Below are 25543 nucleotides of genomic sequence, written 5' to 3'. Positions count from 1 at the left end.
GTCAGAATAACAAATACCATTTACTCGCAGATGTCTACATGAAATAGGTTAAATATTTTATGTAGCATCGCTTATAAAAGCTGTATTACTCCTCTGTCCTTTTGCCTGAGATAGTGAACCCTTCGGCGACGCAATGTGCGCTCTCTCCAGAACTGCTCCTGCTATAGTTTGATCCATAGCATTCATAGCTTATTAACTTTATAATCAATTATTATTGTAAGATATTATACATCCTAACAGTGCTTCTAAAATTATTCAACAATAAATTTTAGCTATTTTCAGAAAAATAGAAGAATAGGGTTCATAACTGGCATTTCTCTAACGAAAAATAGTATTTTTGGTTATACAAAGTGTTTCGTGAAGGGTTTTTAAATATGAGGTGGATTATTGGAAGCTTGCTCGGTTATAGCTATCGAAGCATTCAAACATATGAGAAACTCGCTCCAAAAAGGTGTCAAAGCGCTCAGACGGAAGTGAAAGCCGCTCCAAAAGAGTATGAAAGCGCTCATTTTTATGAGGACCCGACTCAAGTAGTGAAAACTCGTTTAAAGAAGACTTGGTATCAAAAAGGGGACTATATTGCGTTTTGTAGCATTACTTTTTTTATTTTAATGCATGATCAAGGACTTCGTATACAAGAAGCTCGTACAGCATCATTCGAAATAGATATAATATAGTAGAAACTCTGAATTTTTTAAAAAAGAAGTCGTCTCATAGTACTTTGAGACGACTTTTTTTGATGAGAGCATTAATATTTTTTTGCTTTTATTTTACCTGTCCAAGTTTTGAAACCACCTTGAAGTTGGTAAATTTGGTTGTACCCACGTTTTTTAAGAAATAGTGCAGCACGTGAGCTACGGCCTGTATTTTGACAGTATAGATATACTGGTAAATCTGGGCGGATTTCTTTATAACGTTGACGAAGTGTTGTCGAAGGAACATTTCGTGCACCAAGAATGTGACCAGCATCAAATTCTTTTTGCTCACGAACATCGATCAGCTGCGCTTTACGATAGCCTTCAATAAATTGCTCTTGTGTTAGGTTGGTTACGGCTTTTTTGAGTCGTAGTGCATTAATTCCGATATATGCAATTGTGACTACTAAAACGACACCGATTGTGATAAGTATGTCCAAGATTTTCTTACCCCTTTCTATCTTCTCTATTATTATAAAAGATGCGCTAGCGATAGTCCAATGAGTTTGATAAAATTAACTAGGTTGTAGCGAATTCGCCTTTTTCGTTACACAAGCAATTGTTCGCAATTTGAATTGTAGCATAATATTCGTTCAAGTTGACCCACAGGTGGGGCCTGATGGATCATTATATTTGTAGGAGATGAACATATGACAACTTGGTATTTTTTAAATTCAGGGAAATGTAGTCCTTCTTTTAATATGGCACTAGATGAAGCATTACTTGATTGGCATAGTGAGGGGTTAATTCCACCAGTAATTCGTTTCTACGAGTGGGAGCCTGCGACATTATCTATTGGGTATTTTCAACAAGCAAAGAGAGATATTAATTTAGATGCTGTGCGTGAACAAGGCTTAGGTTTTGTACGTCGTCCAACCGGTGGACGAGCTGTCCTACATGAACATGAGCTAACTTATAGTGTCATTGTGACAGAAAGCTATCCGAATATGCCAGAATCTGTAACAGAGGCATATCGTGTGTTAAGTGAGGGAATCTTGCAAGGTTTCCATAACCTGGGTATGGATGCCTATTTTAGTGTACCTGATACAGAGGAGAAAAGAGCGGACCTGAAGAGTCCCAAAAGTGCTGTTTGCTTTGACGCACCAAGTTGGTATGAACTTGTCGTAGAAGGGAAAAAAATAGCTGGAAGTGCTCAAACACGTCAAAAGGGTGTCATTTTACAGCATGGCGCCATTTTATTAGATTTAGATCAAGAGAAATTATTATCCGTATTTAATTTCTCCAGTGAAGAAGCGAAAAATCGTATGCGTAGAAAGCTACCAGAAAAGGCTGTTGCCATCAACAGTCTTGTAAAAGAGCCAGTGACAGTTGAGCAATGTGTGACAGCATTTAGAGATGGCTTTGCAAAATCGTTGCAAATTGAATTAAAACCATTTACACTTTCTGAGGAGCAATTAGAATATGTCCGAGCTTTAGAAGAAAAAAAATATGCTTCAGATGAGTGGAACTTTAAAAAGTAAAAAATGGTATGAAAAAAATATTTTTTAACGTTCAATCCTAGTCATAACAAGTAGTTCTGAATCTATTAAAAAAAGCAAGAGTTGAATTAAAAAACTATATATAGTATCTTTTTTAAAGACATATACACAATATGTAGTGTTTAACAACACGAGATATTGTGTATTTATTTTGTAATGAAGAAAACAAGGGAGGCTAAACGATGGTACTCACAAATCATCAACCCGAAGTAAACAATCAATTTGAACAGTTAAACAAAGATATTGAACAATTCCCGCAGGTACACCCCGTAACATCTGATATGCATATTACACACAAAGGTGTATCGAGACTTGTCATGATCGATCGCTATTCGTTTAAAGACACAGAAAAGAAAACATTGAAAGCCGGCGACTTTGTTGTATTAACGGTAAAAGCTGATCCGAAATTTCCTGCACGTGGTTTAGGGACAATTCAAAAATTGGATATGTCTACAAAAACAGCAGAGATTTTGATTGAAGAAGATTATCGTAGCGCATTAGACGATCCGCAAGAGCAAGAAACGGGTGTGATTACGCGTTCAATTGACGTGTTAGAAAAGCCTCTTGAGATATTTTATGAACAAATTGCAAAACGAAATGCAACAGGCCTTGCTGCTGTTGAAAAAACACCAGAAAAACGCCAAGAGTGGTTTGAGAAATTTTATAAGCAATTAGTCTCTTTAAAATTCATCCCTGCAGGGCGAGTGATTTATGGAGCTGGTTCTGAAACAGATGTAACTTTCTTTAACTGTTATGTGATGCCATTTGTCGCTGACTCTCGTGAAGGGATTAGTGATCATCGTAAGCAAGTAATGGAAATTATGAGCCGTGGTGGCGGTGTAGGAACAAATGGTTCAACTTTACGTCCACGCAACACGCTAGCTCGTGGTGTAAACGGTAAATCATCTGGTTCTGTCTCATGGTTAGATGATATTGCGAAGCTGACTCATCTTGTCGAACAAGGTGGTAGCCGCAGAGGTAAGCATAATCTAGGTGCTTCTGCGTAAACAAACCTCGTGAATTGCTGGGAACTCTTTAACGGAAATATTGTCACTTTAATCGAGGTGGGAAATATGGATGTTTATGATGCGATACAACCACATGAAAATGTTAAAAAATGCATTATAAATGCACTGCTAGCTACAACGTAATCGGAAACGGTAAACGTGAATGCTTGAAAATAGCAGTGGGATAAAGACAATCAGCAGCCAAGCTCCTTTTAAAGGGGAAGGTTCAACGACCATCGAAAACACGCTAAGTTAGCGGAAGTGAGTAGAGTAGGAGTGAAGCCACTCCGAAGTGCGAGGGCATCTAATGAGATGTAAGATATGGTCTCAACTTCTATGGTGACATAGAGAGTGGGTGTAGCGAGCCCGCGTAAGAAATCGGCACAAATGATTATGCTAGCAGATTGGCATCCAGATATTGTGGAGTTTATTATTTCCAAAATGCAAAATCCACGTATTCTGCGTTACCTGATCGAAAACACAACGGATGAAACAATCATCCGTCTAGCCAAAGAAAAATTAAACTTCAAGCCACTTTCTATGCAAGAGGAAGCGATGTATCAAGGCATCGTGAATTATAAAAACATTGAAGGCTTAGGTGGATTTGATACAGCTATCATTCGTGAGGCTGAAAATAAATTACGTGATGGTGGCACGTACACTGTTCATAACCCAGAGTTTTTAACAGGTGCCAACATTTCTGTGACATTAACAAAAGAATTTATGGAAGCAGTTGAAAAAGACGCTGACTTCGAGCTTCGTTTCCCAGCCGTTGAAGAATATACAAAGGAAGAAATGAGCGTTTACAACACGAAATGGCATGAAGTTGGTGATGTTCGTGAATGGGAGAAAATGGGCTATAAAGTCCGCACATACCGTACAATTAAAGCAAAAGAATTATGGAATTTAATTAATGTATGTGCAACATACTCGGCAGAGCCAGGTATTTTCTTCATCGACAACGCCAATGACATGACAAATGCAAAGGCTTATGGTCAAAGTGTTGTAGCGACGAACCCATGTGGTGAGCAACCACTTGCACCATATTCTGTGTGTAACTTAGCTGCTGTGAATTTAGCACAGTTTGCGAATAAAGAAAATCAATCAGTTGATTACGAAGCACTACGTGAAACAGTTCGTGTTGGTGTTCGTATGCAGGATAATGTGATTGATGCGACACCTTACTTCTTAGAAGAAAATCGTGTACAAGCTCTTGGTGAACGTCGTGTTGGTTTAGGCGTTATGGGCTTAGCTGATTTACTGATTTACTGTGAAAAAGAATATGGTTCAGAAGCAGGTAATGCGTTAGTCGATGAAATCTTTAAAACAATCGCTGAAACTGCGTATGAGGCGTCTACAGAGCTTGCGAAAGAGCGTGGTAGCTTCCCGTTCTTAGTAGGTGCTACAGACGAAGAAACAGCTCGTTTACGTAAAGCCTTCACAGAGACAGGCTTTATGCAAAAAATGCCTGCTCATATCAAAGAGCAAATTTTAGCGACTGGTATCCGAAACTCACATCTATTAACTGTTGCACCAACAGGGTCCACAGGAACAATGGTAGGGGTAGCAACAGGTCTTGAGCCATACTTCTCCTTCACGTACTATCGTTCTGGTCGTCTAGGTAAATTCATTGAAGTAAAAGCTGAAATTGTCCAAGAATATTTGAACCGTCATCCAGAAGTAAATGAGCAAGAGCTTCCAGAATGGTTCGTTACAGCAATGGAGCTAAAACCAGAAGCGCATGCTGATGTGCAATGTATTATTCAAAAATGGATCGATTCCTCTATTTCTAAAACTGTAAACGCACCAAAAGGCTATACAGTACAGCAAGTTGAGAAAGTGTACGAGCGACTATATAAAGGTGGCGCTAAAGGTGGTACGGTCTATGTTGACGGTAGCCGTGATTCACAAGTACTTACACTAAAAGCAGAAGAAAATGATATGGATCAACTTTCATTTGAAGAGGAATTGGTTGAAGAACATACAAAACGTCCAGTCGTATTAGTAGATACGATTCAAGCGCTAGAGTCAACAACTGTTATTGGCTCAGACGTTGGGAATACATGCCCAGTATGCCGTAAAGGTACAGTCGAAGAAATGGGCGGCTGTAATACATGTACAAACTGTGGCGCACAGTTGAAATGTGGCCTGTAATAATATTTTAAATTAATTTGTTGTGGCTTTGAAATAAAGTTGCGATCTAGATAATTGCAAAGAAATACCTCTTTAGATATTTTATCTAATGGGGTATTTTTCATGTCTAACACAAACAGAACATCTAAAATTGGCTATATAACAAGAAGAATTTTTTTAGATGCAAATTACTTCAATTAAGAAACTTTTATTGAGCTACGGGGAAGCTTAGTCCAACCAAAAGAAGTGTTGTTAGATATATTAAATAAACTAAATGAAAATGATCTTGTGCAGCAATTCATTCAAGTTAGGGGTGGCACTATCAACATCATTTTATGGGTGATAACATTAAAGCAAAATAAGATTTTCCCAAGCATGTCTCGTAAAGCAACGTGTGCAGACAATGCGGCCATGGAGAATTCTTTGGCTAAATGTATTACGGAGAAGAATTAATATCCTACAAAACATTAAAGAAGAAAATAGAAAAGTATATCGATTACTATAATAATGATCGAATTAAACAAAAATTGGCCGGCATGAGTTCAGTATTTTACTGAACTTATGCCAGCCAATTAGCTGCATAAATAAAACTCTAACTTTAAGGAGTCACTACCAATACAAGCGGTCTAACATTTTTTCTTTTTGTTTTTAGCCTCTTGTATTTGGCTTTTTCTATTCTGAAAGCTGTTCTTTTCCAACTGTATCTTTTATATAAGAGTGAGAGTTTGCGGCTTCTTCAATTTCCTTGAATGCCCAATGTGTTGCTTTGACATCTGGGAAGCTTGGTTTTGTGACGCCGTTTAATGGACCACGTTCAAACATGCGATTCATCATTACGACTACTTGTGCACGTGTTAAAGCAGCATTTGGTGCAAAGCTTCCATTCTCAAGACCATTGATGATGCCTGCAGTACGGTTTGCTTCAATAATCCATTGTGCCCAGTGGTCTTTTGTATCCTTGAATGTAATCGCTGCCCCTTCTTCTACAGAAAGCTGTTTATAGTTGGCTACGACTGCCGCCATTTCAGCACGTGTGATGTTGGCATTTGTATGGAAGTTACCATTGTTATCACCATTCATAATGCCCTGTTCTTTTACAAAGGCAATTGCTCCTGCAGCACTATGGTTTTTGGCTACATCCTTAAACGGTGCTTTCTTCAATGCTTGTCCTTCTGTATAGCCTAAAATACGAGCCATCATGATCGCTACTTGTGCACGTGTAACATTCTTATCAGGACCAAATGTGCCGTTTGGGAATCCTTTAATATAAGCATCATGCTCGCTTACCTCTGGCTTTTCAAATTGAATAATGGTAAACGTACTGAACTTATCTACAGTGAAGCGTAGACCAAGCTCACCCTTTGCCATTGTGACGACTTCAGGAAAGACCATTTTTTTCTCACCATCTGAGTGTTCAATAAAGACGGCTAGTTGCTCTAAGAATCTTTGACGTGCTGCTGCTTCTGTTGGTACATTTACATCTCTTAGTGGTAGTGTTACTTGTACTGGACGACTTGGCATATTTGTTTCTATTGTCATTGGACGAGCTACCACACCCCAATCGTTACTTTGTAGTGTCTCTCGGACAACTTTTTCTACTTTAGCGCGTTCTTCAATCGCTTGACGCTCGCTTTCTTTCTTCACTGGTACTAAACGGAAGTAGAAGTTATCGTCAAGGCCTTCCATTGAGCTATGTGAAATTGCAATATGACCATTTACTGTTGAAATTTCTAGTGATAAACCATTGTCACGTAATGTTTGTAGAGATTGCTTTGGAATTTCTACTGTTACTTTATCCACCTCATCATTCACATCAGGAATGACGATACGTGCAATGTTATTGCCAATTTGTTTTGCTTTTTCTACAGTTTCTAATGCTTGCGATGGTGTGAAGTTGACGAAGTCTGTCATTTCACCATTGGCATGTTTAGTGCGCTCAATTTCCACTGTTGTTTTTTCAAGTGGATGGTTACCATCAATTTCTAATGCTACTTGGATTTTCGTTGTTGTCGAGCTTGGATTAGTTGTTGCAGGGATAGAATTTGGCGTCCATGTATCACCATTGCTACTTGATTTTTGAACCGTAAAATTAATTTTATATGTTTTTGTTGTAAATCCATCTTCTGCTGTGACAACAATTGTTGTTGTACCTGGTAAACTTGTTGCATTCGTCACAACAGCACTCGCTTTATCCTTATCTGCGACAGTCGCCATTACCTTAGGAACCATAGTAGTGTATGACGGTAATTCAACATTGTATATTTCTTTTTGAGATTCGAACTCTGCTACAGATGAGGCGTTAATAGTTAGATTACTTAATGTTGCATTATTGCTTAAAGTTGGTGTTAAATTTTTAACCGTAAAATTAATTTTGTATGTTTTTGTTGTAATCCCATCTTCTGCTGTGACAACAATTGTTGTTGTACCTGGTAAACTTGTTGCATTTGTCACAACAGCATTCGCTTTATCCTTATCTGCGACAGTTGCCATTACACCTGGAACCGTAGTAGTACCTGCTGGTAATTCTACGTTGTATATTTCCCTTTGAGATTCAAACTCTGCTACAGTTGAAGCATTAACTGTTAAGTCTCTTAATGTTGCATTATTGCTTACAGTTGGCGTTGAATTATTTTCAACATCCTCTAAAGTCTGTTCAATATTGCTATCTAAACTATAAAAATACTCAACTGTTTTAGCTTCACCAGGTTTCATGTTACCAACAGCAAAAGTTAAACTAATCTGTGAATCATTTGTTGTTTCGGCTACTTTACCGTCATCATTAAATGCAGTTGGATCAAATGGGTTGGAACTATCAATGGATGCGCGTGATTTAGAATCTGTAGACATCAAAATCAATGCATTCCCAGTAATAGGACCCTTCGATAATACAACAGATTTAGCATCATTCGGATAGTTAAATGGAACCGAATTGATAGTATCAAAATTATCATTTTTATCCGCGTCAATATCAGGATCTACAGAACGCATATAACGTACATCTAAAAGTTCTCTATCTGCTATATTCGTCATTTTAACTGTAGCTTTAAAGAATTTATCATTTGCTTTAAATGAAACAGTTTGTTCTATTTTTAATGCACCATCAGATGTTACCCCACTCGTTTTTGCTACTAAATTATCTTCTGTCGATAAATCTTCATTAGTGCTCATTAGAATCTCCATAGATCCTAAAGCATTTGCATTTAAAAATAATTTTGTGCTATCATCATTTTCTTTATAACCAACATAAAATCCTTCGTATGGACTTCCAGGTAAGAAATAATCGCCACTACTCATTGCTTCCCCACTATCAAACCCATCAGAATCTACTGTAAATCCTAAATTTTCACGTCCAGTAGGATGGAAACCTATTGGGGCTGCACTTTCCGTTCCAAACGAACCACCTTTTGAAATCCCCATCTCAATATATTTTCCTCCAAGGAAGATATCATCACCAACTTTTTCATGTCTCGCATAGGAAACATTTTCCGGAACTATCATCTCTTCAGGTTGAGATTCTTCCGGCGCTATAGGCTCTTCAATTTGTGATTCTTCTGCTCCTACAGAATTTACAGGAAACAAGCTAAGTAATAACATACAAATTGTCATTATCAATAATTCTTTGCTTTTTTTCATAACTTTTTCTCCTTTCCGAATAGGATAATGCCTCGTTTTATATTTTTTTATAATGAGGATTCATTAACAAAGTTATTATAAATAAACAAACTCTCAAATAACTCTCAAAAAAATAATGAATTTTCCTATTTAGATAGAAGAGTTTTACAAGTCTTTAATAAATACATTTAATCCATACTTATATTTGAATATGTAATCTTTTCGTGTTATTCAATAATTTATCAGATTTTTTAATTATTAAAACAATCATGAAAAATAAAAAAAGAAATCATTTCGATTGCTACTCCTTGTTTTTTTGAGGGAATAGAGGGAGCCTATCATCTAGCTAGATTTGTAGAACGAGATGATTTTTTTGGATATTTATGTTAAATTCACTATAATGTATGTGGAGCAGGTTAGTTTATTGATTTGCTTAGATATTTTGAGTTTCATTTATTAAAGCTTAAGGAGACAAGCATATGACGTTATATTCTGTCCTAGTGGCGAACAGTTCTTTACAAACAGTTGATTGTACAGGAATTGCTGAAATAACAGTAAGAGAATTAAAAAAATTATATCCAATTACAGAGAGTACACCAACACAGCCGTGGCATCTGATGGATGATGATGCACGAGTTTTACATGCAGCAGATGAATCGGCTTTTGGAAATTTAAATATATTCCAATGGAATAATCCACCTTATGACTTAGGGCTTTATAATGAAAAATCCTTTGTATACGGCATCGAGGGAAATTGGGGTCCTCAATTTTTAGAAGATTTTTTAAGTTATTTGAAGGAACATATACAACCAGAGCAAGGAGCTGAATTAATTAGGTTTTGGGCAGGGGATTATGATAAAAAACTAAAAAGCCGTCGTATTACGATGGAAGACCTTGAATTGCATCACCTTGAAAGCTTAAAGAACGAGGAATACATACGTGTCGCTTTTGTATAGCTAACTCTGAATGATGGAACTCCACATAATAGATGCAGAGGAAAATCAAGCGTTATCAGAAGATGAGGTAGAAATTTATCAAAAGAAGTAGATAAATTATTTCAGGATGATTAATCTTAACTATCTACATGTTATCAAGACAAAATTGATTAGCCTCATTCACAGAGTGGAAGAGGTTAGAAAAGGGTATAGGTATAGTTACTCGTCTCAAATTAAAATCCAATAATATAGCGGTAGTTGGATGGAATAGATACCTAATCGAAAGCTGTCATTTTGTTTCAAAATGGCAGCTTTTTGACAACAGGAAGGTCTTTTTATTTGATGATAGATTTTGGAAGGAGTATTCTTCAAAATGTGGAATTAAAATAAAGTTCGATAAAAAAATGCATTTTACCATCATCGATACTCAGTTTTAGTGGTTTGGCACATCACTTTATTAATCATTACATGTTTGGAAACAGAATGAACAATAAAAGGAGAGAAAAACATGAGTATAGAAATTTTTAATGGAGAACGATCTGTAGAGAGTGTGCAATTTGAAAAATTATTGTTTTCACAAAGTAATAAAAAGAGCTTTTCTAGTATTGAAAATGCTCAACAATTTATTAAGCAAAGAGGAACAGAAAATATTCACCCCTATGTGATTGGGGAGGATGTCAATCTTTTAAGCGAGGTGAAGGAGCAAACATTTGAGGATATGCAGGTTTTTATTTTAAATGACCAAAAGTCTTCATCACAAATGGCGATTCTTTATATACATGGTGGAGCTTGGACAAATCAACCTTTAAATTTACACTGGTTGTTCATGGATAAAATGGCACAAGCCTTAAATGCAAAAGTTATTACGCCTATCTATCCAAAAGTACCTCATTTTAACTATCAAGATACGTACCCAAAAATGCTCAGCTTCTATAAAGAGATTCTAGTATCTATTGAAAGCTCCAATCAATTAACCATTATAGGAGATTCAGCAGGTGGAAATATAGCACTCGGTCTAATACAACAGTTGAAGCGGGATAATCTTCCTCAGCCGCAAGATATTATTTTATTGTCGGCATGTGTTGATATGAGTTTAGAAAATCCACTTATTCAGGAATATGAAGAAAACGATCCCATGTTAGCTAGTGAAGGAATGGAAGTCATAACAAAGATATGGGCAGCTGATAAAGCTCTGAAGGACCCATTGATTAGTCCTATTTACGGTGATTTTCAAGGGATTAGCAAGATTACTCATTTTATTGGGACTCACGAAAGCTTATATCCAGATGCAATACAATTTGATGAAAAGCTAACAGACCAAGGTGTTGCGATCACTACCTTTGTTTATCCTAAGATGAATCATGTGTTTGTTGTGATGCCGATCCCTGAGGCAGTGGATGCTCAACAGAAAATTATAAATATCCTAAGTAAATAATTCACAGAAAAACGTGTTTTGACCCATTCAAAATACGTTTTTTCTATGTACATTTTTAGCAAGGTTTATTTATCTGTAGATGTTTGCAGAAATCGCAGAAGGATTTGTCAAAATTAGTTGGTGTCTCAAAACAATCAATCATTGCAATTGATTTGGGAAAATATTAGAGTTTACCTCCAATATTTTAAAAGCTCCCGAATATGATGGGTGTTTTTACTGCCTTGCTAGTAAGTAAAAAAACATTCTAAGTAAGCTAACTTGTACGTTTAACCCCTTGGATAGGCCTATCTAGAGGGGAGTTTTTTTATTGTTCAAAAAAATCTTTTAAATTGACCACTTATTCCTTGATAACGACCAGTTGTCGATAATCCATTTACAACATGTATGGAAAAATTTATAGTGAGGCGTAGAAAGGACAGTGATCATATGAAGGTGGAAGTATCGATTGACCCTACATATAAAGAACCCAAAGTAATCATTCTCACAGATAAAATGACTGATGACATTGAGCATCTTATACAAATTATTACTACGACAGCGGAAAGCACTTTATTAGCTTTCTCCCATAAAGGTGTTGAATTGATCGATAGTAAGGAGATCGTGCGTATTTATACAGAGCAAAAAAAGGTTTGTGTCCAGAGTATTCACGGTGTTTATACGGTACGTTTGCGTCTTTATGAGCTGGAGGAAAAGCTCAATCCTCAAATGTTTCTCCGTATTTCAAATGCTGAAATAGTTAATCGCTACATGATCAAGCATATGGACATTAGTAGAACAGGTACAATCGGAGTTGAATTAAAGAATGGCACGAAAACATACGCTTCTAGGCGTTATGTAAGCAAAATAAAGAAGCAATTAGGAATCTGAGGTGATAAATATGCGAAAAGACATTTTAACACGTATTATTGGTGGATTTTTGATCGGTATAGTAATGGGACAAATTGTGCAATTCTTTGTCTCGATGGGCATAGGGCAAGGAAACTATGTTTGGGTGGTGCCAGAATTTCGTACTTACTTTACAGATGAAATAAGTGCAATTATTACTCAAATTCTATTAACGGGTGTCATAGGCATTACCTTTGCTCTTGCAGCACTTATTTTTGAAATGGCTAGCTGGGGAATGTTGAAGCAATATTTCGTCCACTTTTTCATAACGGCAATGATTTGGATACCGATTGTAACGCTACTATGGATGCCAAAAACAATAGCGAATGTTTTTTCTCTCGTAGCCAGCTTTCTCGGAACTTATATTGTGACATGGGTTTTACAATATCGATTTTCACAGCGTGACATAGAAAAAATTAATGCGATTCTGATTAATCGAGGTGAAGAGCATGATGATTAACATAATAGATTTAACAAAGCTTTATAAAGAGCGTGTAGTCGTTAATCAATTAAATTTACAAATCCATCAAGGTGAACTTTTTGCTCTTTTAGGACAAAATGGCGCTGGCAAAACAACCATAATCAAAATGTTGTGTGGGCTCCTTTCACCTACAGAGGGGGATGCCACAATAGATGGAAAAAGCATTGTGCAAAATACACAGGCTGTAAAACAAGTGATTAATATTTCGCCCCAGGAAACGGCGGTTGCACCTAATTTAACGGTATATGAAAATTTATTATTATTCAGTCAGATTTATGGCTTTGAAAAAGAAAAAGCACAACAACAAGTATATGACAAAATGGCCTTATTCGGACTGACACCACATCAGCATGACAAGGCTAAGACACTATCAGGCGGCTACCAGCGTCGTTTAAGTGTAGCAATGGCCCTAATGTCAAACCCAAAGGTATTGTTCCTCGATGAACCGACTTTAGGGATGGACATACGGGCAAGGAATGATGTATGGAACACATTGAAGCGCTTAAAAGGACATGTCACGATTATTTTGACCTCCCATTATTTAGAAGAGATAGAGGCTTTGGCTGATCGTGTAGGAATTATGCATCATGGACAAATATGTGCACTAGGAACGATACAACAATTGATCACTGAAACAGGCAAGCATTCTTTAGAAGAAGTATTCTTGGAAAAAACAGAGGAGGTGTTATTGTGAGGATAGCTGCGTTTGCAACAAGGAATCATAAAGAGATTGTCCGCGATCCAATCACTTTATTATTTGGTATAGGCTTACCAATTCTTTTATTAGGCTTATTTTCTGTTATGCAAAAAAATATGCCACTTGCTTTATATGAAATGAATAATCTAGCACCAGGCGTCATTGTATTTAGTTTTTCTTTTCTCACACTGTTTTCAGGAATGTTACTAGGAAAAGATAAAAGCTCATCCTTTTTAATGAGGATTTTTGTTTCTCCTTTGTCTGCTGCTGATTACATTTTAGGGTATATGATACCTTTACTACCAATAGCCCTGCTACAAATTTTTGTTTGTTTAGCTACCGCCATGTTATTAGGGTTGCCATTTAGTAAGTCGATCCTCTTTTTAATCCTTGTACTTCTAATGATCTCACCACTCTATATTAGTTTTGGTTTATTATTTGGGACATTATTTACAGATAAGCAGGTAGGAGGGATATTTGCCATCTTTGTTAATGTGACAACTTGGTTAAGTGGAACATGGTTCGAATTAGATATGATTGGTGGAACATTTCAAAAGATTGCGCAGCTTTTACCTTTCATGCACGCAGTCGATGCAGCTAGGGCTATCCTACATGCAGAGTATGCTCATGTGTTTTATTCACTTATTGTCATCATTGGTTATACGGTAATTATGACAATTCTCGCCATCTTTATGTTTAAACGGAAAATGCAAGGCCGTTCAAAATGAAAAAAGGCAGCTCCGACGTTGGGCTGCCTTTTTGATTAATCATGATTTAATGTCGCAGCGATTTCAGGTTGCTGCTCTACTTGGCGTAGCATATTAAAGGAAGCAATCGCTACTTCTACTTGATCGTCCTTTGGTTCACGAGTTGTAAGTAATTGGAGCCATAAGCCAGGGTAGCCAAGGAAGCGTAGCACTGGAATATTACGGCAGGCATTTGTCGCTTGTAAGACTTCAAATGAGATCCCCAGAACAACAGGAATTAATAGGATACGATCTAAAATACGAAGCCACAGTGGATCTGTAGGCACAAAGAAATATAAAAACATACCGACGAACACTGTGAATAATATGAAGCTACTACCGCAACGATAGTGTAGGCGTGATTGAGCTTGAACATTTTTTACGGTAATGTCTAATCCAGCTTCATAGCAATTTATCACCTTGTGCTCTGCACCATGGTACTGAAATACTCGTTTAATGAGGGGCGTTAACGAGATAAAATATAAATAGGCTAGCAGTAATAATAGTTTAATACCGCTTTCTAGTAAAATTTGTCCCGTTTTTCCTTCAATCCATTTTGAGAAAAAATCAGCTATAAAAACAGGAATTAATGTAAAGGCAAATTTTCCAAATAAAAAGGAAAGAATACCTACTACAGCAACGCCTAGTATCATTTGAAGTTTAGAGCCTTCTTCTTTATGATCTTCCTCTTCACCAGGTGCCACATCATAACGATCCCCAGCAAATTGCATGTGACGAGAGCCTAAGCCAGCAGATTCAATCAGTGCGACCACGCCTCGTACAAATGGGATTTTTTTAAGCTTTTGTAAAAAAGGTTTTTGTACTTTTTTGAAATGATAATAATCAATGGAATCATCGTTACGACGAATGGCTGTAACAGTATGTTCCTTTCCTCCGAACATCACACCCTCTAATTGTGCTTGTCCCCCGTATACAGGTGAATTGCTCAAGGCTAACACCACTCTCTTTATATATTTCAACTGTACCATTGTACTAAATTTAGTGAAAAACCTCTACCGTTACGCATAGTAAATTTTCTATATGGCTACACTAAACGTACATTTTAGGAAATAATTAGTGTGCATAAAGGAGAGGTATATGATGAAAGTAGCGACAATTACAGCACTTGTCAATGCGCTTGTTTTAGCGCTGTGCTTAAAGGGTTTACATTATTTCCATCTCATTAAATGGCATCCGATAGGGTTTTATAAAAAATGGAATTGGTTTGAAGAAAGCTCTAAATTATTTCAATGGACCTTTTTTATTTTTCTACTATTTATTATCGGCTTATTTTTATACATGACTATGCGCTATGTATATATCATTCCAGCTGTCTTTTCTTCCCTTTTATTAGGTCTGTTGGTGACCATCACATTGGAATGGATTGCTTTAGATTTACCATTACAGCTTACGTCTTTTAAAAAACTGTCAATTCCCTTTATGGTGACCGTTATTTGTTTATTACGTTTCTTGCTTGAAACCGCCAATTTCCATCAAAAGGAACATACAGCACAAAAACAAAGTTGAAGGTACAAAATATCCCCTTCGTTTAAGGGGGTATTTATGGCACCACTAGTTGAAATTAGTTGCTGAATGCATGGTGTATGATAAAATAAATGGCAAGTACATAGAAAGAGGCGAATAGAAGCGTGAAGTTATTATGTTTGAATGGACCTAACTTAAATCGACTTGGTAAACGAGAGCCACATATTTATGGACATGAAACATTGGATGATGTTCGAGAAAATGTTCAAAATCTTGCGGCATCTTTAGGTGCTACAGTTGAATTTCGTCAATCCAATCATGAAGGGGTACTAGTAGATTGGGTGCATGAAGCAGAGGACGAAAAATATGATGGTATTATCTTTAATCCTGGTGCATATACCCATACAAGCATCGCATTGCATGATGCGATAGCAGGTATTTCCGTGCCAGTTATCGAAGTACATATTTCCAATATCCACAAACGTGAGGCTTTCCGACATCATTCCTATCTTGCTCCGGCCTGCCTTGGTCAAATTTGTGGACTAGGTACGAAAGGCTATGAACTGGCACTACGTACATTTATCGAGAGGGAGAATTGATTATGTTGAAATTACAAAAGCTACGTAAAGCACTTCAAGAACAAAGCATCGATGGTATTTTAATTACGAATGGGTACAACCGTCGCTATATGACAGGTTTTACAGGGACAGCAGGCGTAGCAATTGTGTCTCAAAATGATGCTGTATTTATTACAGATTTCCGTTATACAGAGCAGGCTGCTGCACAAATTCAGGACTTCCGTATTGTCAAGCATGATGCCACAATTATTGAAGAAATTGCTACTCAAGTAAATAATATGGGTATCAAATTATTGGGCTTTGAGAAAGATACTGTAAGCTATGGCACCTATGAACTGTATAAATCGAAGATTCAAGCAGATTTAGTGCCGATTTCTGGGCTAATTGAAAAAATTCGCTTGATTAAGACGGAACAAGAGATTAATATTATTAAGGCTGCGTGTGAAATTGCAGATCACGCATTTACACATATTTTAGGCTTCATCAAGCCTGGTAAAACCGAGCTTGAAGTTTCGAATGAATTAGAATTTTTCATGCGTAAACAAGGAGCAACTCAGTCTTCGTTTGACACGATTGTTGCGTCTGGTCTTCGTTCAGCATTACCACACGGCGTTGCAACGAATAAAGTGATTGAAAAAGGCGACTTTGTTACATTAGACTTTGGTGCGCTTTATAATGGCTATATTTCGGATATCACACGTACTGTGGCTGTGGGAGAACCATCTGAAAAATTGGTAGATATGTACAATACAGTCCTTGCTTCTCAACTGTTAGCACTTGAAAAAGTGGGTCCTGGATTAACAGGCATTCAAGCGGACGCGATTGCACGTGACTACTTAAAAGAAAAAGGATATGGCGAAGCATTTGGTCATTCTTTAGGACACGGTATTGGTCTTGAAGTACATGAAGGCCCTGGCTTATCGATGCGTTCTGATACAGTGCTAGAGCCAGGTATGGCCGTGACGATTGAACCAGGTGTTTACTTACCTGGAATCGGTGGTGTCCGTATCGAGGATGATATTTTAATCACAGAAACGGGTAATGAACTACTAACACATTCGTCAAAAGAACTCATTATTTTATAAACTTTGGAGGAACACAAATGATCTCAGTAAACGATTTCCGTACAGGTCTAACAATTATTGTTGATGGCCAATTATACCGCGTGTTAGATTTCCAACACGTAAAACCAGGTAAAGGTGCTGCATTCGTACGTTCTAAATTACGTAACCTACGTAACGGCTCAGTGAATGAAAAAACATTCCGCGCTGGTGAAAAAGTTGAAAAGGCACAAATCGATAATCGTAAAATGCAATATTTATATGCACAAGGTGACGAGCATGTATTTATGGACTTGGAATCATATGAGCAAACTGAACTAGCTTCATCTGCTATTGAGTATGAATTAAAATTCCTAAAAGAAAACATGGAAGTGCATATTCAATCTTACCAAGGTGAAATGTTAGGTGTTGAATTACCAAACACTGTTCAATTAGAAGTAACAGAAACAGAACCAGGAATCAAAGGTGATACAGCTTCTGGCGGTACAAAACCTGCTACTCTTGAAACAGGTCTAATCGTACAAGTACCATTCTTCGTTAACCAAGGTGACGTTTTAATCATTAACACGGATGAAGGTTCTTACGTTTCACGTGCATAATGATCAGCCTACTCTTTTCATTAAAGAGTAGGTTTTTATTTTTTTCTTATACATATACTGTCAAATCGTTCATTTAATGTGATAATAGATAGAAGCACTAGTTAATTTTTATTGAGGTACTATCAAATTTCTATCATCAGATAGATGGTTATTACTGGTAGAATTGTTTACAATCAGAGTAAGGAGTGAAAGGTATGTTACAAACAACATTTGATATGCGATATCCAATTATACAAGCACCAATGGCAGGTGTGACATCGCCTAAATTTGTGGCGGCTTGTGCTGAGGCAGGGCTATTAGGTTCAATTGGTGCAGGTTACTTAGATGGCGAACAAACCAAGCAGTTTATTCAAGAAGTGAAGAAGTTAACGACAAAGCCCTTTGCGGTCAATTTATTTGTGCAAGAAGAACCCAAAATTGATGTCGAGGTTTTACAACAAGCCAGAATGGCACTGCAACCTTTTTACGATGAATTAGGATTATCCCCTGTACAGAGCGTAACATCAAAGGAAGTTTTTGCAGGACAGGTTCAAGCTGTGATTGAAGAAAAGGTAGCAATTTGTTCATTTACATTTGGGCTGCCATCTCCAGCAGTTCTTAAACAATTAAAAGATCATGGCGTCTATACGATTGGTACTGCAACTACATTAGAGGAAGCCATACTAGTGGAGCAAGCAGGAATGGATGCGGTTGTATTACAAGGGGGAGAGGCTGGTGGTCATCGAGGCTCTTTTACTGACCCTTTGCAATTAATTCCATTACATCACTTACTACAACAAGTAGTGGGAAAAGTTGCGATTCCGATTATAGCTGCGGGAGGCCTTGTGACCAAAGAGGATATTCAAAAGGCACTTGAAAGTGGGGCACAGGTAGTTCAAATTGGGACGGCTTTACTAGTGGCAGATGAATGCGAAATTTCGCCACTCTATAAAAATGCTGTATTGGCATCAAAGGAACAACAAACGACGATTACGCTTGCATTTACTGGTAAACCAGCAAGAGGTTTAGCAAATGATTTTACGAAACGTATGGAGGATGCGACAGTAGCACCCTATCCGCTACAAAATTATCTAACGACTACCATTCGTAAGGAAAGTGCTGAGCAAGGTAATGCGGAATACTTATCCATGTGGATGGGTGAAAATAGTCATCTCATACAGCAAAAGGATACGGTCAAAAACATTGTAAGCAAACTAATATAATTTTTAATCGTAGAAGATCTCTATACATCTGTATAGAGGTCTTTTTTTTTGAAGAGCGACATATATTGCTGTACACGAGGGGGCGTAGGAATGGAATTACAAGACGTATTAAGAGTTGCTGGAGTGGGACTAGTCGTTGCGCTTCTTCATGTTTTCTTTGATCAAACAGGGAAGAAGGAGTTTTCATTTTTCCTCTTTTTCATTGCTTACTTATATATGACAGCAGAATTACTTCGATTTTTACGTCTATTCTTTAATGAGATTTTAACCTTCTTCCAATGGCTTACCTCATCCGGGTAATGTGAATGGAAATTGTCATCGTTGCTGTTGTCATGCTGCTTTTATTATTGCTGATAAAAGAAGTTATACAGCCACTCCATGCGCTAATCAGTGTGATGTTTTCTTTTTTGCTTTTTGGCATGTTGTTCTCGACACTTTTATTGCCGTTCACCAAACAATTGTTAGAAACACTTGCGTTTTTACCTTATGCGAAGGCTATTTTAATCAGTGCAAGTATGTTCTATGTCGGGCAGTGGGTGGCATTGCTTTTGGCAGAACATAATTATAAAGTGCTCGGGAACATCGTTTTTGCTGCGGTAAAAATTGTGATTTTGCTGTATTGGTTCAAAGAATTTCTGGCTGTTCTACAGGAGGTGTCGGCCATTTTAAAAAGGCTAAACTAAGGAGCGAAGCCATTGCAGGAGCAAATATTATCGTTTTTAATCGACCCATTCTTTCTCTTGCTCAAGATGACGCTCATGCTTTGCAGCTACGTCATCATCATTTTGATTGTGAACATGCTATTACCAGAGTTTGAAAAAGGGACAAGGATACTTTTTTTTCTTATCGTTTTAGCAACAATCGGTCCTGTTGTTGTCAACTCCTTTACATTAATCGATGAAATTGCACAAGGACTAGCCCATCTATTTACAGCATTTTATCCAATTCTTACATCGAGCTTTTTATTATCCAGTAGTATTACAGCAATTGCTTCCTGGCAGCCTTTTTTACTGTTTTTTGTACAAGTCCTCACCATTATCAGTAGTAAGTGGCTTATTCCTGGCGTGCTTTTGGCCATTGTCTTTGATGTATGCAGTGTGATTGTTAAGGAAATATCCTTTACTCGAATAGCTGAATTGATTCGATTTACGATTATGAGCATCGTGTCGGCCTCAGTTATTTGCTATGTCTTACTGATGACCGCAAGCGGTGTAGCAGCATTTAGTGTCAATGCGGCTGTAGCGGAGCCCGTCAAAAAATTAATTGAAGAAAATATTCCAGTTGTAGGTTCTTTTATTGTGGATAGTTTTTCGATGTTTCAGCATATGACTCAATTTACATCTTCTCTTACAAGTATTAGCGCCTTTATTGCGGTCATTACGGTGTCTTTTATCCCAACCGTGCAGCTTGTAGTTAGTGCCTATTCTTTGAAAATGCTTGCTGCTATTTTAGAACCGATTGCCTTTGATGATATTTGTAGACTATTAGATCAAGTTAGCAAATCGCTATTTACTTTATGTGCTGTATCATTTTTAATTGCTTTTTCATTTATGTTTTCTTGTTTTTTCCTCATTGTGTTCGTACAAGTCATGGCAGGGGGGAGATAGATTGATTCTTTTATTGGCATTGCTGTTTGTCTGTCAGATTTTTGTGTTTCTAACGGATGATAAGGAAATAATTTCACTGACAAAGTTGGTCATCACGTTAGTATTTTTGCAATTGCTATTAAAGATTCCATTTATCAATTCATAGGAAGAAACAAGCGTACATACACTTGAAAAAGAGAAGATGAAAGGAGGCAATGTACAAGTGATGTGGAAAAGACACGAAAAAAAACAACGTCATTAATGGTATTAATTTTGATAGCTGCCTCCGTGGGAATTTTCATCATTTTACCTATGTATCAAACGAATTCAACAAGCGACAAAGGTTCACCGCTCACAAATGAAGAAAAACTTGAGCAAACCCTGAAGGCAATGGAAGGTGTTGGGGAGGTTAAAGTCTACTTTTATTATGGAGAGATGACAGATGATCAGGATGCCAATAAACTATTCAGCCAATATTTTCGAGGGACTGAACAAGGCGCGAAAAACGTGACAGGAATGCTCGTTGTTTCAGAGGGTGCTTCCGATATCTTTGTAAAAAATGAAATTCGTGCTGTCGTCAGTCAAGTGATGCAATTACCGATTCATCGAATTATTATCGTTCCAATGGAAAATAAGGAGGAAAAGTAAATGCGCGTACGTAGAAGAACAGTTTGGTTTATGACATTATTAAGTTTAGTAGCAGTCATTTCAGTGTATTATTTGGTAGATCCAGCAAAGCAATTCAATGGTCTTACTATTTTTACAGATGATACACTGCAACAAACAGCTGTCACAGGTGTTACAGATCAGGAAGCAACAAATGATATAACACAAGAAGTATCTTCACCAAGTCACTTATTTGAAGAAATGCGTATGCAGGTTAGTGATGAGAGAAGCCAACTTCGTGAACAGTTAACACAAAAGATTGCCTCAGAAGAATATTCTGCCGAAGAAAAAAATGAGGCATACAATGAAATGGATGGCCTGATTAAACGTGAATCAGCGGAAGCTATGCTTGAGATGCTTGTAAAATCATTAGGCTACTCTGATGCGTTTGTACGTGCTGAGGGAGAAAAAGTGTCGGTGACAGTGATGGCAGAGGAATTGTCAAAAGCACAAGCAAACGAAATTATTTATCTCGTAAAAACAGAGATGGAAGGCGCAAATGATGTGCAAGTCAAGTTCAGTGCAAATAATTATTAAAAAATAAAGAAAAAAATAAATTTTTAGTTAATTTATAAAAGGTTGTTATATATCAGCTTCATGAAAAGGCTTTCGCTTAGTAAAGGAAAGCCTTTTATTTTGTTCATATTTACTTAATTTTCATTTAACTATTTCAAATTGATACGAAAAAATATAGAATAGTTATTGTAGTAGATTTTAATTCATAAGGAGAGTTAGAAATGTTCAAAATTCAAGAAATTCGTGAAATTATCAAATTAGTGGATTCTTCTTCAATTGACGAGTTTGTGTATGAAGTAGATGGCGCAAAAGTAAAACTTAAAAAGAATAATGTTGTTGTTACAGAAACTGTAGCACCTAAAAAAGAAGTAGTAGCCCCTGTTGTACAACAATCTGCACCAGCAGAAGCTCCAGCAGTAACACCTGCACCAGCGAAAGAAGAAGCGCCAGCACCAGCTGCACCATCAGTTAACGACCCATCGTTACATAAAATTGTATCTCCAATGGTCGGTACTTTCTATCAAGCACCAAACCCAGATTCTCCTGCATACGTAAAAGTGGGTGACAAAGTAGGGGACGAAACAATCGTATGTATCGTAGAAGCAATGAAATTATTCAACGAAATCGAAGCAGAAGTGCAAGGGGAAATCGTTGAAATTCTAGTTAAAGATGGCGACTTAGTAGAGTACGGCCAACCATTATTCCTTGTAAAAGCTGAGTAAGGAGTGCAAAACAAATGAAAAAAGTTTTAATTGCAAACCGCGGCGAAATCGCTGTGCGTATCATTCGTGCTTGTAAAGAGTTAGGCATTCAATCGGTTGCTGTGTACTCTGAAGCAGATGCTGACGCATTACATGTGAAGTTAGCAGACGAAGCTTATTGCATCGGACCGAAGCTATCAAAAGATTCTTATCTTAGCTTCCCAGCGCTACTTAGTGTAGCTGAAAAGACAGGTGCTGATGGCATCCACCCAGGATATGGCTTCGTATCAGAAAACGCTGATTTTGCTGAAGCTTGTGAAAACGCTGGCATTAAATTTATCGGTCCATCCTCTGATTCTATTAAAATTATGGGCATCAAGGACGTTGCACGTACAACAATGGAGGCAGCAGGTGTCCCACTTGTTCCAGGTACTGGTATTGTACCAGATATCGAAACGGGTAAAGAATGGGCTGCTAAAATTGGTTACCCTGTCATCATCAAAGCAACTGCTGGTGGTGGCGGTAAAGGGATCCGTGTAGCACGTACAGAAGAAGATCTTGTAAAAGGTATTGAAATTACGCAAAAAGAGGCTGCTGCAGCATTCGGTAACCCTGGCGTATATTTAGAGAAATTTATCGAGTACTTCCGTCACTGTGAAATCCAAGTTTTAGCAGATGGCTACGGTAACGTGGTACATTTAGGCGAACGTGACTGTACGGTTCAACGTCGTATGCAGAAGTTAGTAGAGGAAGCTCCATCTCCAGCCTTATCTTCTGAGCGTCGTGCTGAAATGGGTGCGGCAGCAGTAAAAGCGGCACAGGCATGTAACTATGAAGGTGCCGGCACGATCGAGTTTATCTATGACTATCAAGAGGACAAGTTCTACTTCATGGAAATGAACACTCGTATTCAGGTTGAGCACCCAGTAACAGAAATGATTTCTGGTGTAGATCTTGTACAACAACAATTAAAAATTGCATCTGGTGAGAAGCTTCCCTTCACACAAGATGATATAAAATTAAATGGTTGGGCGATTGAATGCCGTATTAATGCAGAAAATGCCTATAAAAACTTCATGCCTTCAGCAGGAACTGTTGATACGTATATAACACCAGGTGGCTATGGTGTACGTATTGATTCTGCTGTCTATGCGGGCTATACAATCCCACCATATTACGATTCAATGGTAGCAAAACTAATTGTTCATGCGGATACACGTGAAGAAGCGATTGCAAAAATGAACCGCGCTTTAAGTGAATTCGAAGTATCTGGTCCTGGAATTAATACAACCATTCCATTCCACCAAGCACTAATGAACAATGACGTCTTCAAATCAGCGCAATTCAATACGAAGTTCCTAGAAGAGAACGATGTATTGGGCGTAGCAGAAAAAGTGAAGTAAGCGTTCGCAAGTTTAAACCTCCTAGCTTTTATTAGTTAGGAGGTTTTTTTATGTCTAAGCATAAATAGATAGAGGACTTACTTGCAGGTAGAAAGATCAATCATAGAAGAAAATTGATCGTTATAGAAGCTTAAACCGTTACCAATTGAAGTAATCAATAGTAAAAGAATAGTGGTGAAAAGTACTAATTTATAGATAGAAGATCGTTATCGGGTGTTAGCATACCATTCTTTGTTGTATAATCTCCTATGTTTCTATAAAGCACTGCTGTTTTTATCACATGGCCATCTTTTGCAAATACAAGAAGGAATATATCTTCCCGTACATCTAAACCACTGGTACTACCTCTAAACTGTATGTCCATTGTTTCTTCAATCGTATCTTTCGTTGTATAAGGTCCAAAAATTTGCGCTTTTTCCCAATCAAAATCCGTTAATTTATTTAGTGAAACTACTGTTGTACCACTATTTGCTTCTTCCATTATATTTTTCGCAAGCATTGTATCTTCACTAGCTCTATCCCCCAAAAATAAAAAAAGCATTGTAAACATGAGGACAACTCCACCGATACCAAACAACCATTTTTGTAACATACTCTACCCCTACTTTATCTCAAATCAATTCTATATTATAGAAAGAATACTATATAATAGAAGATAGTGATAGTAATCCCCCTGATAAGGAGTTAAACAATGGATGCCTATATATAATAAGCTAGTGAGGGATAAAGTTTTAGAAGTAATGGAAGCGAAGGGTTTATCCTATCATGCACGCATTTTAGAACCTTGTGAGCTGATAAAGGCAATAAAAGCTAAAATGATAGAAGAAGCTACAGAATTTTACGAAGCCGAGGATAAAAAAGAAAGTGTTGAAGAGCTCGCAGATATACTGGAGCTCCTTCATATGGCTATCGGTGTGATAGGAGTAAGCATTGAGGAGCTAGAAGCGATCCGTGAGCACAAGAGAAAAGCTCGTGGAGGATTTGAAAAGGGAATTTATTTAATCGATGTAGCGGATCAGTAAAGTCGGTTTTAAATTAAAACGGCTTTCGACAGCCAAACCTTCCTTTTTATAGTATAATAAATGTAAGTACAGCACTTGTTTGAGATGTGTAAGGGAAAGGATGATATTTGTATGGCAGAGAAAGTAGGACAATCTTTCGTACAACCAACACCTTCTGGTAAAGAAGAGCTTGGAAAAATTGAGGTAGCGGCAGAGGTGATCGAAGTTGTGGCTGGGATTGCTGTTAATGAAGTAGAAGGCATTGCTGCAACTCGTGGAAATATTGCGACGGGTGTCGTAGAACGTTTCGGTAAAAAAGTACACAATAAAGGCATTAAATCAGGTGTAACGGAAACTGGTGAAATTGGAATTGATGTATTTTGCTCTGTGAAATATGGATATGCCATTCCTAAGGTAGCAAAAGAAGTTCAAACGCAAATCCGTCAGGCTATTTTTAATATGACGGCTTTAGAAACAGCAGAAGTAAATGTGCATATTACAGGTATTCATTTTGAAAAAGAAGAAACAGTAGTGCATGAATAAAAAAGAAAAGGATTGCCCGATGATGATTCGTTCATCAAAGGGCAGTCCTTTTTATATGGATTTCTCTAGGGTGTGGA

Annotated in this window: 28 protein-coding genes, 2 pseudogenes and 1 riboswitch; of the genes and pseudogenes, 26 read left to right on the top strand and 4 right to left on the bottom strand. The window is 37.4% G+C overall.

The features are described from left to right. Positions 1–83: 83 nt before the first annotated feature. A riboswitch (glycine riboswitch) is annotated at positions 84–160 on the bottom strand. A gap of 214 nt (positions 161–374) precedes the next feature. Continuing rightward, the gene (locus RCJ95_RS00740; protein ID WP_320939445.1) at positions 375–677 is read left to right on the top strand and encodes a hypothetical protein; all 303 of its coding nucleotides are present in this window, start codon (positions 375–377) and stop codon (positions 675–677) included. A 71-nt stretch (positions 678–748) separates the two neighbouring features. Here the strand turns inward: RCJ95_RS00740 and RCJ95_RS00735 are convergent, their stop codons facing one another. Further along, positions 749–1135, bottom strand: a complete 387-nt coding sequence (locus tag RCJ95_RS00735) for a rhodanese-like domain-containing protein (RefSeq protein ID WP_004231073.1) — start codon at positions 1133–1135, stop codon at positions 749–751. A gap of 261 nt (positions 1136–1396) precedes the next feature. Here RCJ95_RS00735 and RCJ95_RS00730 point away from each other — a divergent pair, with 261 nt between their 5' ends. From RCJ95_RS00730 to RCJ95_RS00715, 4 genes and pseudogenes are all read left to right on the top strand, one after another. After that, positions 1397–2176 (top strand): lipoate--protein ligase family protein, encoded by a 780-nt coding sequence (locus RCJ95_RS00730; RefSeq protein ID WP_004231074.1) that lies wholly within the window; start codon positions 1397–1399, stop codon positions 2174–2176. A gap of 200 nt (positions 2177–2376) precedes the next feature. Beyond that, positions 2377–3174, top strand: a pseudogene (locus RCJ95_RS00725) (ribonucleotide reductase N-terminal alpha domain-containing protein); the annotation flags it as partial. Between the two features lie 408 nt (positions 3175–3582). Then, positions 3583–5355 (top strand): annotated as a pseudogene (locus RCJ95_RS00720) (vitamin B12-dependent ribonucleotide reductase); the annotation flags it as partial. A gap of 410 nt (positions 5356–5765) precedes the next feature. Then, complete coding sequence (locus tag RCJ95_RS00715) at positions 5766–5891, top strand: IS3 family transposase (protein ID WP_081456929.1); 126 nt, start codon at positions 5766–5768, stop codon at positions 5889–5891. Between the two features lie 115 nt (positions 5892–6006). Here the strand turns inward: RCJ95_RS00715 and RCJ95_RS00710 are convergent, their stop codons facing one another. Further along, positions 6007–8967 (bottom strand): S-layer homology domain-containing protein, encoded by a 2961-nt coding sequence (locus RCJ95_RS00710; RefSeq protein ID WP_369578949.1) that lies wholly within the window; start codon positions 8965–8967, stop codon positions 6007–6009. 458 nt (positions 8968–9425) lie between these two features. Here RCJ95_RS00710 and RCJ95_RS00705 point away from each other — a divergent pair, with 458 nt between their 5' ends. The 6 genes from RCJ95_RS00705 (at position 9426) to RCJ95_RS00680 (ending at position 14107) form a co-directional block, all read left to right on the top strand. Beyond that, entirely contained in the window at positions 9426–9902 is a 477-nt protein-coding gene (locus RCJ95_RS00705; RefSeq protein WP_221680150.1) for a hypothetical protein, read from the top strand. Positions 9903–10389: 487 nt separating this feature from the next. Next, positions 10390–11316, top strand: a complete 927-nt coding sequence (locus RCJ95_RS00700) for an alpha/beta hydrolase fold domain-containing protein (RefSeq protein ID WP_446721789.1) — start codon at positions 10390–10392, stop codon at positions 11314–11316. Positions 11317–11742: 426 nt separating this feature from the next. Next, entirely contained in the window at positions 11743–12183 is a 441-nt protein-coding gene (locus RCJ95_RS00695) for a LytTR family DNA-binding domain-containing protein (RefSeq protein WP_221680417.1), read from the top strand. Positions 12184–12193: 10 nt separating this feature from the next. Continuing rightward, positions 12194–12661 carry a DUF3021 domain-containing protein gene (locus tag RCJ95_RS00690; RefSeq protein WP_446721788.1) on the top strand — a complete coding sequence of 156 codons (468 nt, stop codon included), beginning with the start codon at positions 12194–12196 and terminating at the stop codon, positions 12659–12661. Beyond that, the gene (locus RCJ95_RS00685) at positions 12651–13376 is read left to right on the top strand and encodes an ABC transporter ATP-binding protein (RefSeq protein WP_274769579.1); all 726 of its coding nucleotides are present in this window, start codon (positions 12651–12653) and stop codon (positions 13374–13376) included. The genes RCJ95_RS00690 and RCJ95_RS00685 overlap by 11 nt, the downstream gene beginning before the upstream one ends. Further along, positions 13373–14107, top strand: a complete 735-nt coding sequence (locus RCJ95_RS00680) for an ABC transporter permease (RefSeq protein ID WP_446721787.1) — start codon at positions 13373–13375, stop codon at positions 14105–14107. The genes RCJ95_RS00685 and RCJ95_RS00680 overlap by 4 nt, the downstream gene beginning before the upstream one ends. A gap of 35 nt (positions 14108–14142) precedes the next feature. Here RCJ95_RS00680 and RCJ95_RS00675 read toward each other — a convergent pair whose 3' ends face one another. After that, complete coding sequence (locus RCJ95_RS00675) at positions 14143–15114, bottom strand: DUF1385 domain-containing protein (protein WP_050779473.1); 972 nt, start codon at positions 15112–15114, stop codon at positions 14143–14145. Positions 15115–15226: 112 nt separating this feature from the next. On the opposite strand from RCJ95_RS00675, the gene RCJ95_RS00670 reads away from it, so the two are divergent. The 13 genes from RCJ95_RS00670 to accC all read left to right on the top strand — a co-directional run bounded on the left by RCJ95_RS00670 (position 15227) and on the right by accC (position 23922). Next, complete coding sequence (locus tag RCJ95_RS00670) at positions 15227–15652, top strand: hypothetical protein (RefSeq protein ID WP_004231110.1); 426 nt, start codon at positions 15227–15229, stop codon at positions 15650–15652. A gap of 122 nt (positions 15653–15774) precedes the next feature. Continuing rightward, complete coding sequence (gene aroQ, locus RCJ95_RS00665) at positions 15775–16209, top strand: type II 3-dehydroquinate dehydratase (RefSeq protein WP_004231111.1); 435 nt, start codon at positions 15775–15777, stop codon at positions 16207–16209. Between the two features lie 2 nt (positions 16210–16211). Continuing rightward, positions 16212–17273 carry a M24 family metallopeptidase gene (locus RCJ95_RS00660; RefSeq protein ID WP_257520156.1) on the top strand — a complete coding sequence of 354 codons (1062 nt, stop codon included), beginning with the start codon at positions 16212–16214 and terminating at the stop codon, positions 17271–17273. A 17-nt stretch (positions 17274–17290) separates the two neighbouring features. Continuing rightward, on the top strand, positions 17291–17848 hold the full coding sequence (efp, locus tag RCJ95_RS00655) for an elongation factor P (RefSeq protein WP_004231115.1): 558 nt from the start codon (positions 17291–17293) through the stop codon (positions 17846–17848). Positions 17849–18042: 194 nt separating this feature from the next. Continuing rightward, on the top strand, positions 18043–19050 hold the full coding sequence (locus RCJ95_RS00650) for an NAD(P)H-dependent flavin oxidoreductase (RefSeq protein ID WP_446721786.1): 1008 nt from the start codon (positions 18043–18045) through the stop codon (positions 19048–19050). A gap of 90 nt (positions 19051–19140) precedes the next feature. After that, positions 19141–19350 (top strand): hypothetical protein, encoded by a 210-nt coding sequence (locus tag RCJ95_RS00645; protein ID WP_012295089.1) that lies wholly within the window; start codon positions 19141–19143, stop codon positions 19348–19350. Between the two features lie 5 nt (positions 19351–19355). Next, on the top strand, positions 19356–19733 hold the full coding sequence (locus tag RCJ95_RS00640) for a hypothetical protein (protein ID WP_221680159.1): 378 nt from the start codon (positions 19356–19358) through the stop codon (positions 19731–19733). A gap of 12 nt (positions 19734–19745) precedes the next feature. After that, entirely contained in the window at positions 19746–20657 is a 912-nt protein-coding gene (locus tag RCJ95_RS00635) for a stage III sporulation protein AE (RefSeq protein ID WP_004231121.1), read from the top strand. A 1-nt stretch (position 20658) separates the two neighbouring features. After that, positions 20659–20802 carry a hypothetical protein gene (locus tag RCJ95_RS00630; RefSeq protein ID WP_004231124.1) on the top strand — a complete coding sequence of 48 codons (144 nt, stop codon included), beginning with the start codon at positions 20659–20661 and terminating at the stop codon, positions 20800–20802. 62 nt (positions 20803–20864) lie between these two features. Beyond that, entirely contained in the window at positions 20865–21284 is a 420-nt protein-coding gene (locus tag RCJ95_RS00625) for a hypothetical protein (protein WP_004231129.1), read from the top strand. Continuing rightward, positions 21285–21839 carry a SpoIIIAH-like family protein gene (locus RCJ95_RS00620; protein WP_004231131.1) on the top strand — a complete coding sequence of 185 codons (555 nt, stop codon included), beginning with the start codon at positions 21285–21287 and terminating at the stop codon, positions 21837–21839. A 200-nt stretch (positions 21840–22039) separates the two neighbouring features. Then, positions 22040–22540 carry an acetyl-CoA carboxylase biotin carboxyl carrier protein gene (gene accB, locus RCJ95_RS00615; protein ID WP_221680161.1) on the top strand — a complete coding sequence of 167 codons (501 nt, stop codon included), beginning with the start codon at positions 22040–22042 and terminating at the stop codon, positions 22538–22540. A 14-nt stretch (positions 22541–22554) separates the two neighbouring features. Next, positions 22555–23922 carry an acetyl-CoA carboxylase biotin carboxylase subunit gene (accC, locus tag RCJ95_RS00610; protein WP_004231135.1) on the top strand — a complete coding sequence of 456 codons (1368 nt, stop codon included), beginning with the start codon at positions 22555–22557 and terminating at the stop codon, positions 23920–23922. 184 nt (positions 23923–24106) lie between these two features. On the opposite strand, the gene RCJ95_RS00605 is transcribed toward accC, so the two are convergent. After that, entirely contained in the window at positions 24107–24514 is a 408-nt protein-coding gene (locus RCJ95_RS00605; RefSeq protein WP_274769567.1) for a hypothetical protein, read from the bottom strand. A gap of 103 nt (positions 24515–24617) precedes the next feature. Between RCJ95_RS00605 and RCJ95_RS00600 the strand changes: the two genes are divergently transcribed. Both RCJ95_RS00600 and RCJ95_RS00595 read left to right on the top strand, forming a co-directional pair. Next, positions 24618–24944, top strand: a complete 327-nt coding sequence (locus RCJ95_RS00600; RefSeq protein ID WP_274769566.1) for a nucleoside triphosphate pyrophosphohydrolase — start codon at positions 24618–24620, stop codon at positions 24942–24944. Between the two features lie 111 nt (positions 24945–25055). Then, positions 25056–25466: an Asp23/Gls24 family envelope stress response protein gene (locus RCJ95_RS00595; RefSeq protein WP_446721785.1), complete on the top strand. Its 411-nt coding sequence runs from the start codon at positions 25056–25058 to the stop codon at positions 25464–25466. Positions 25467–25543 lie beyond the last annotated feature (77 nt).

The organism is Lysinibacillus sp. BSL11 (genome assembly GCF_052928325.1).
Note: the sequence above shows the minus strand (reverse complement) of the source record. Positions and strands in the feature narration are given on the sequence as shown.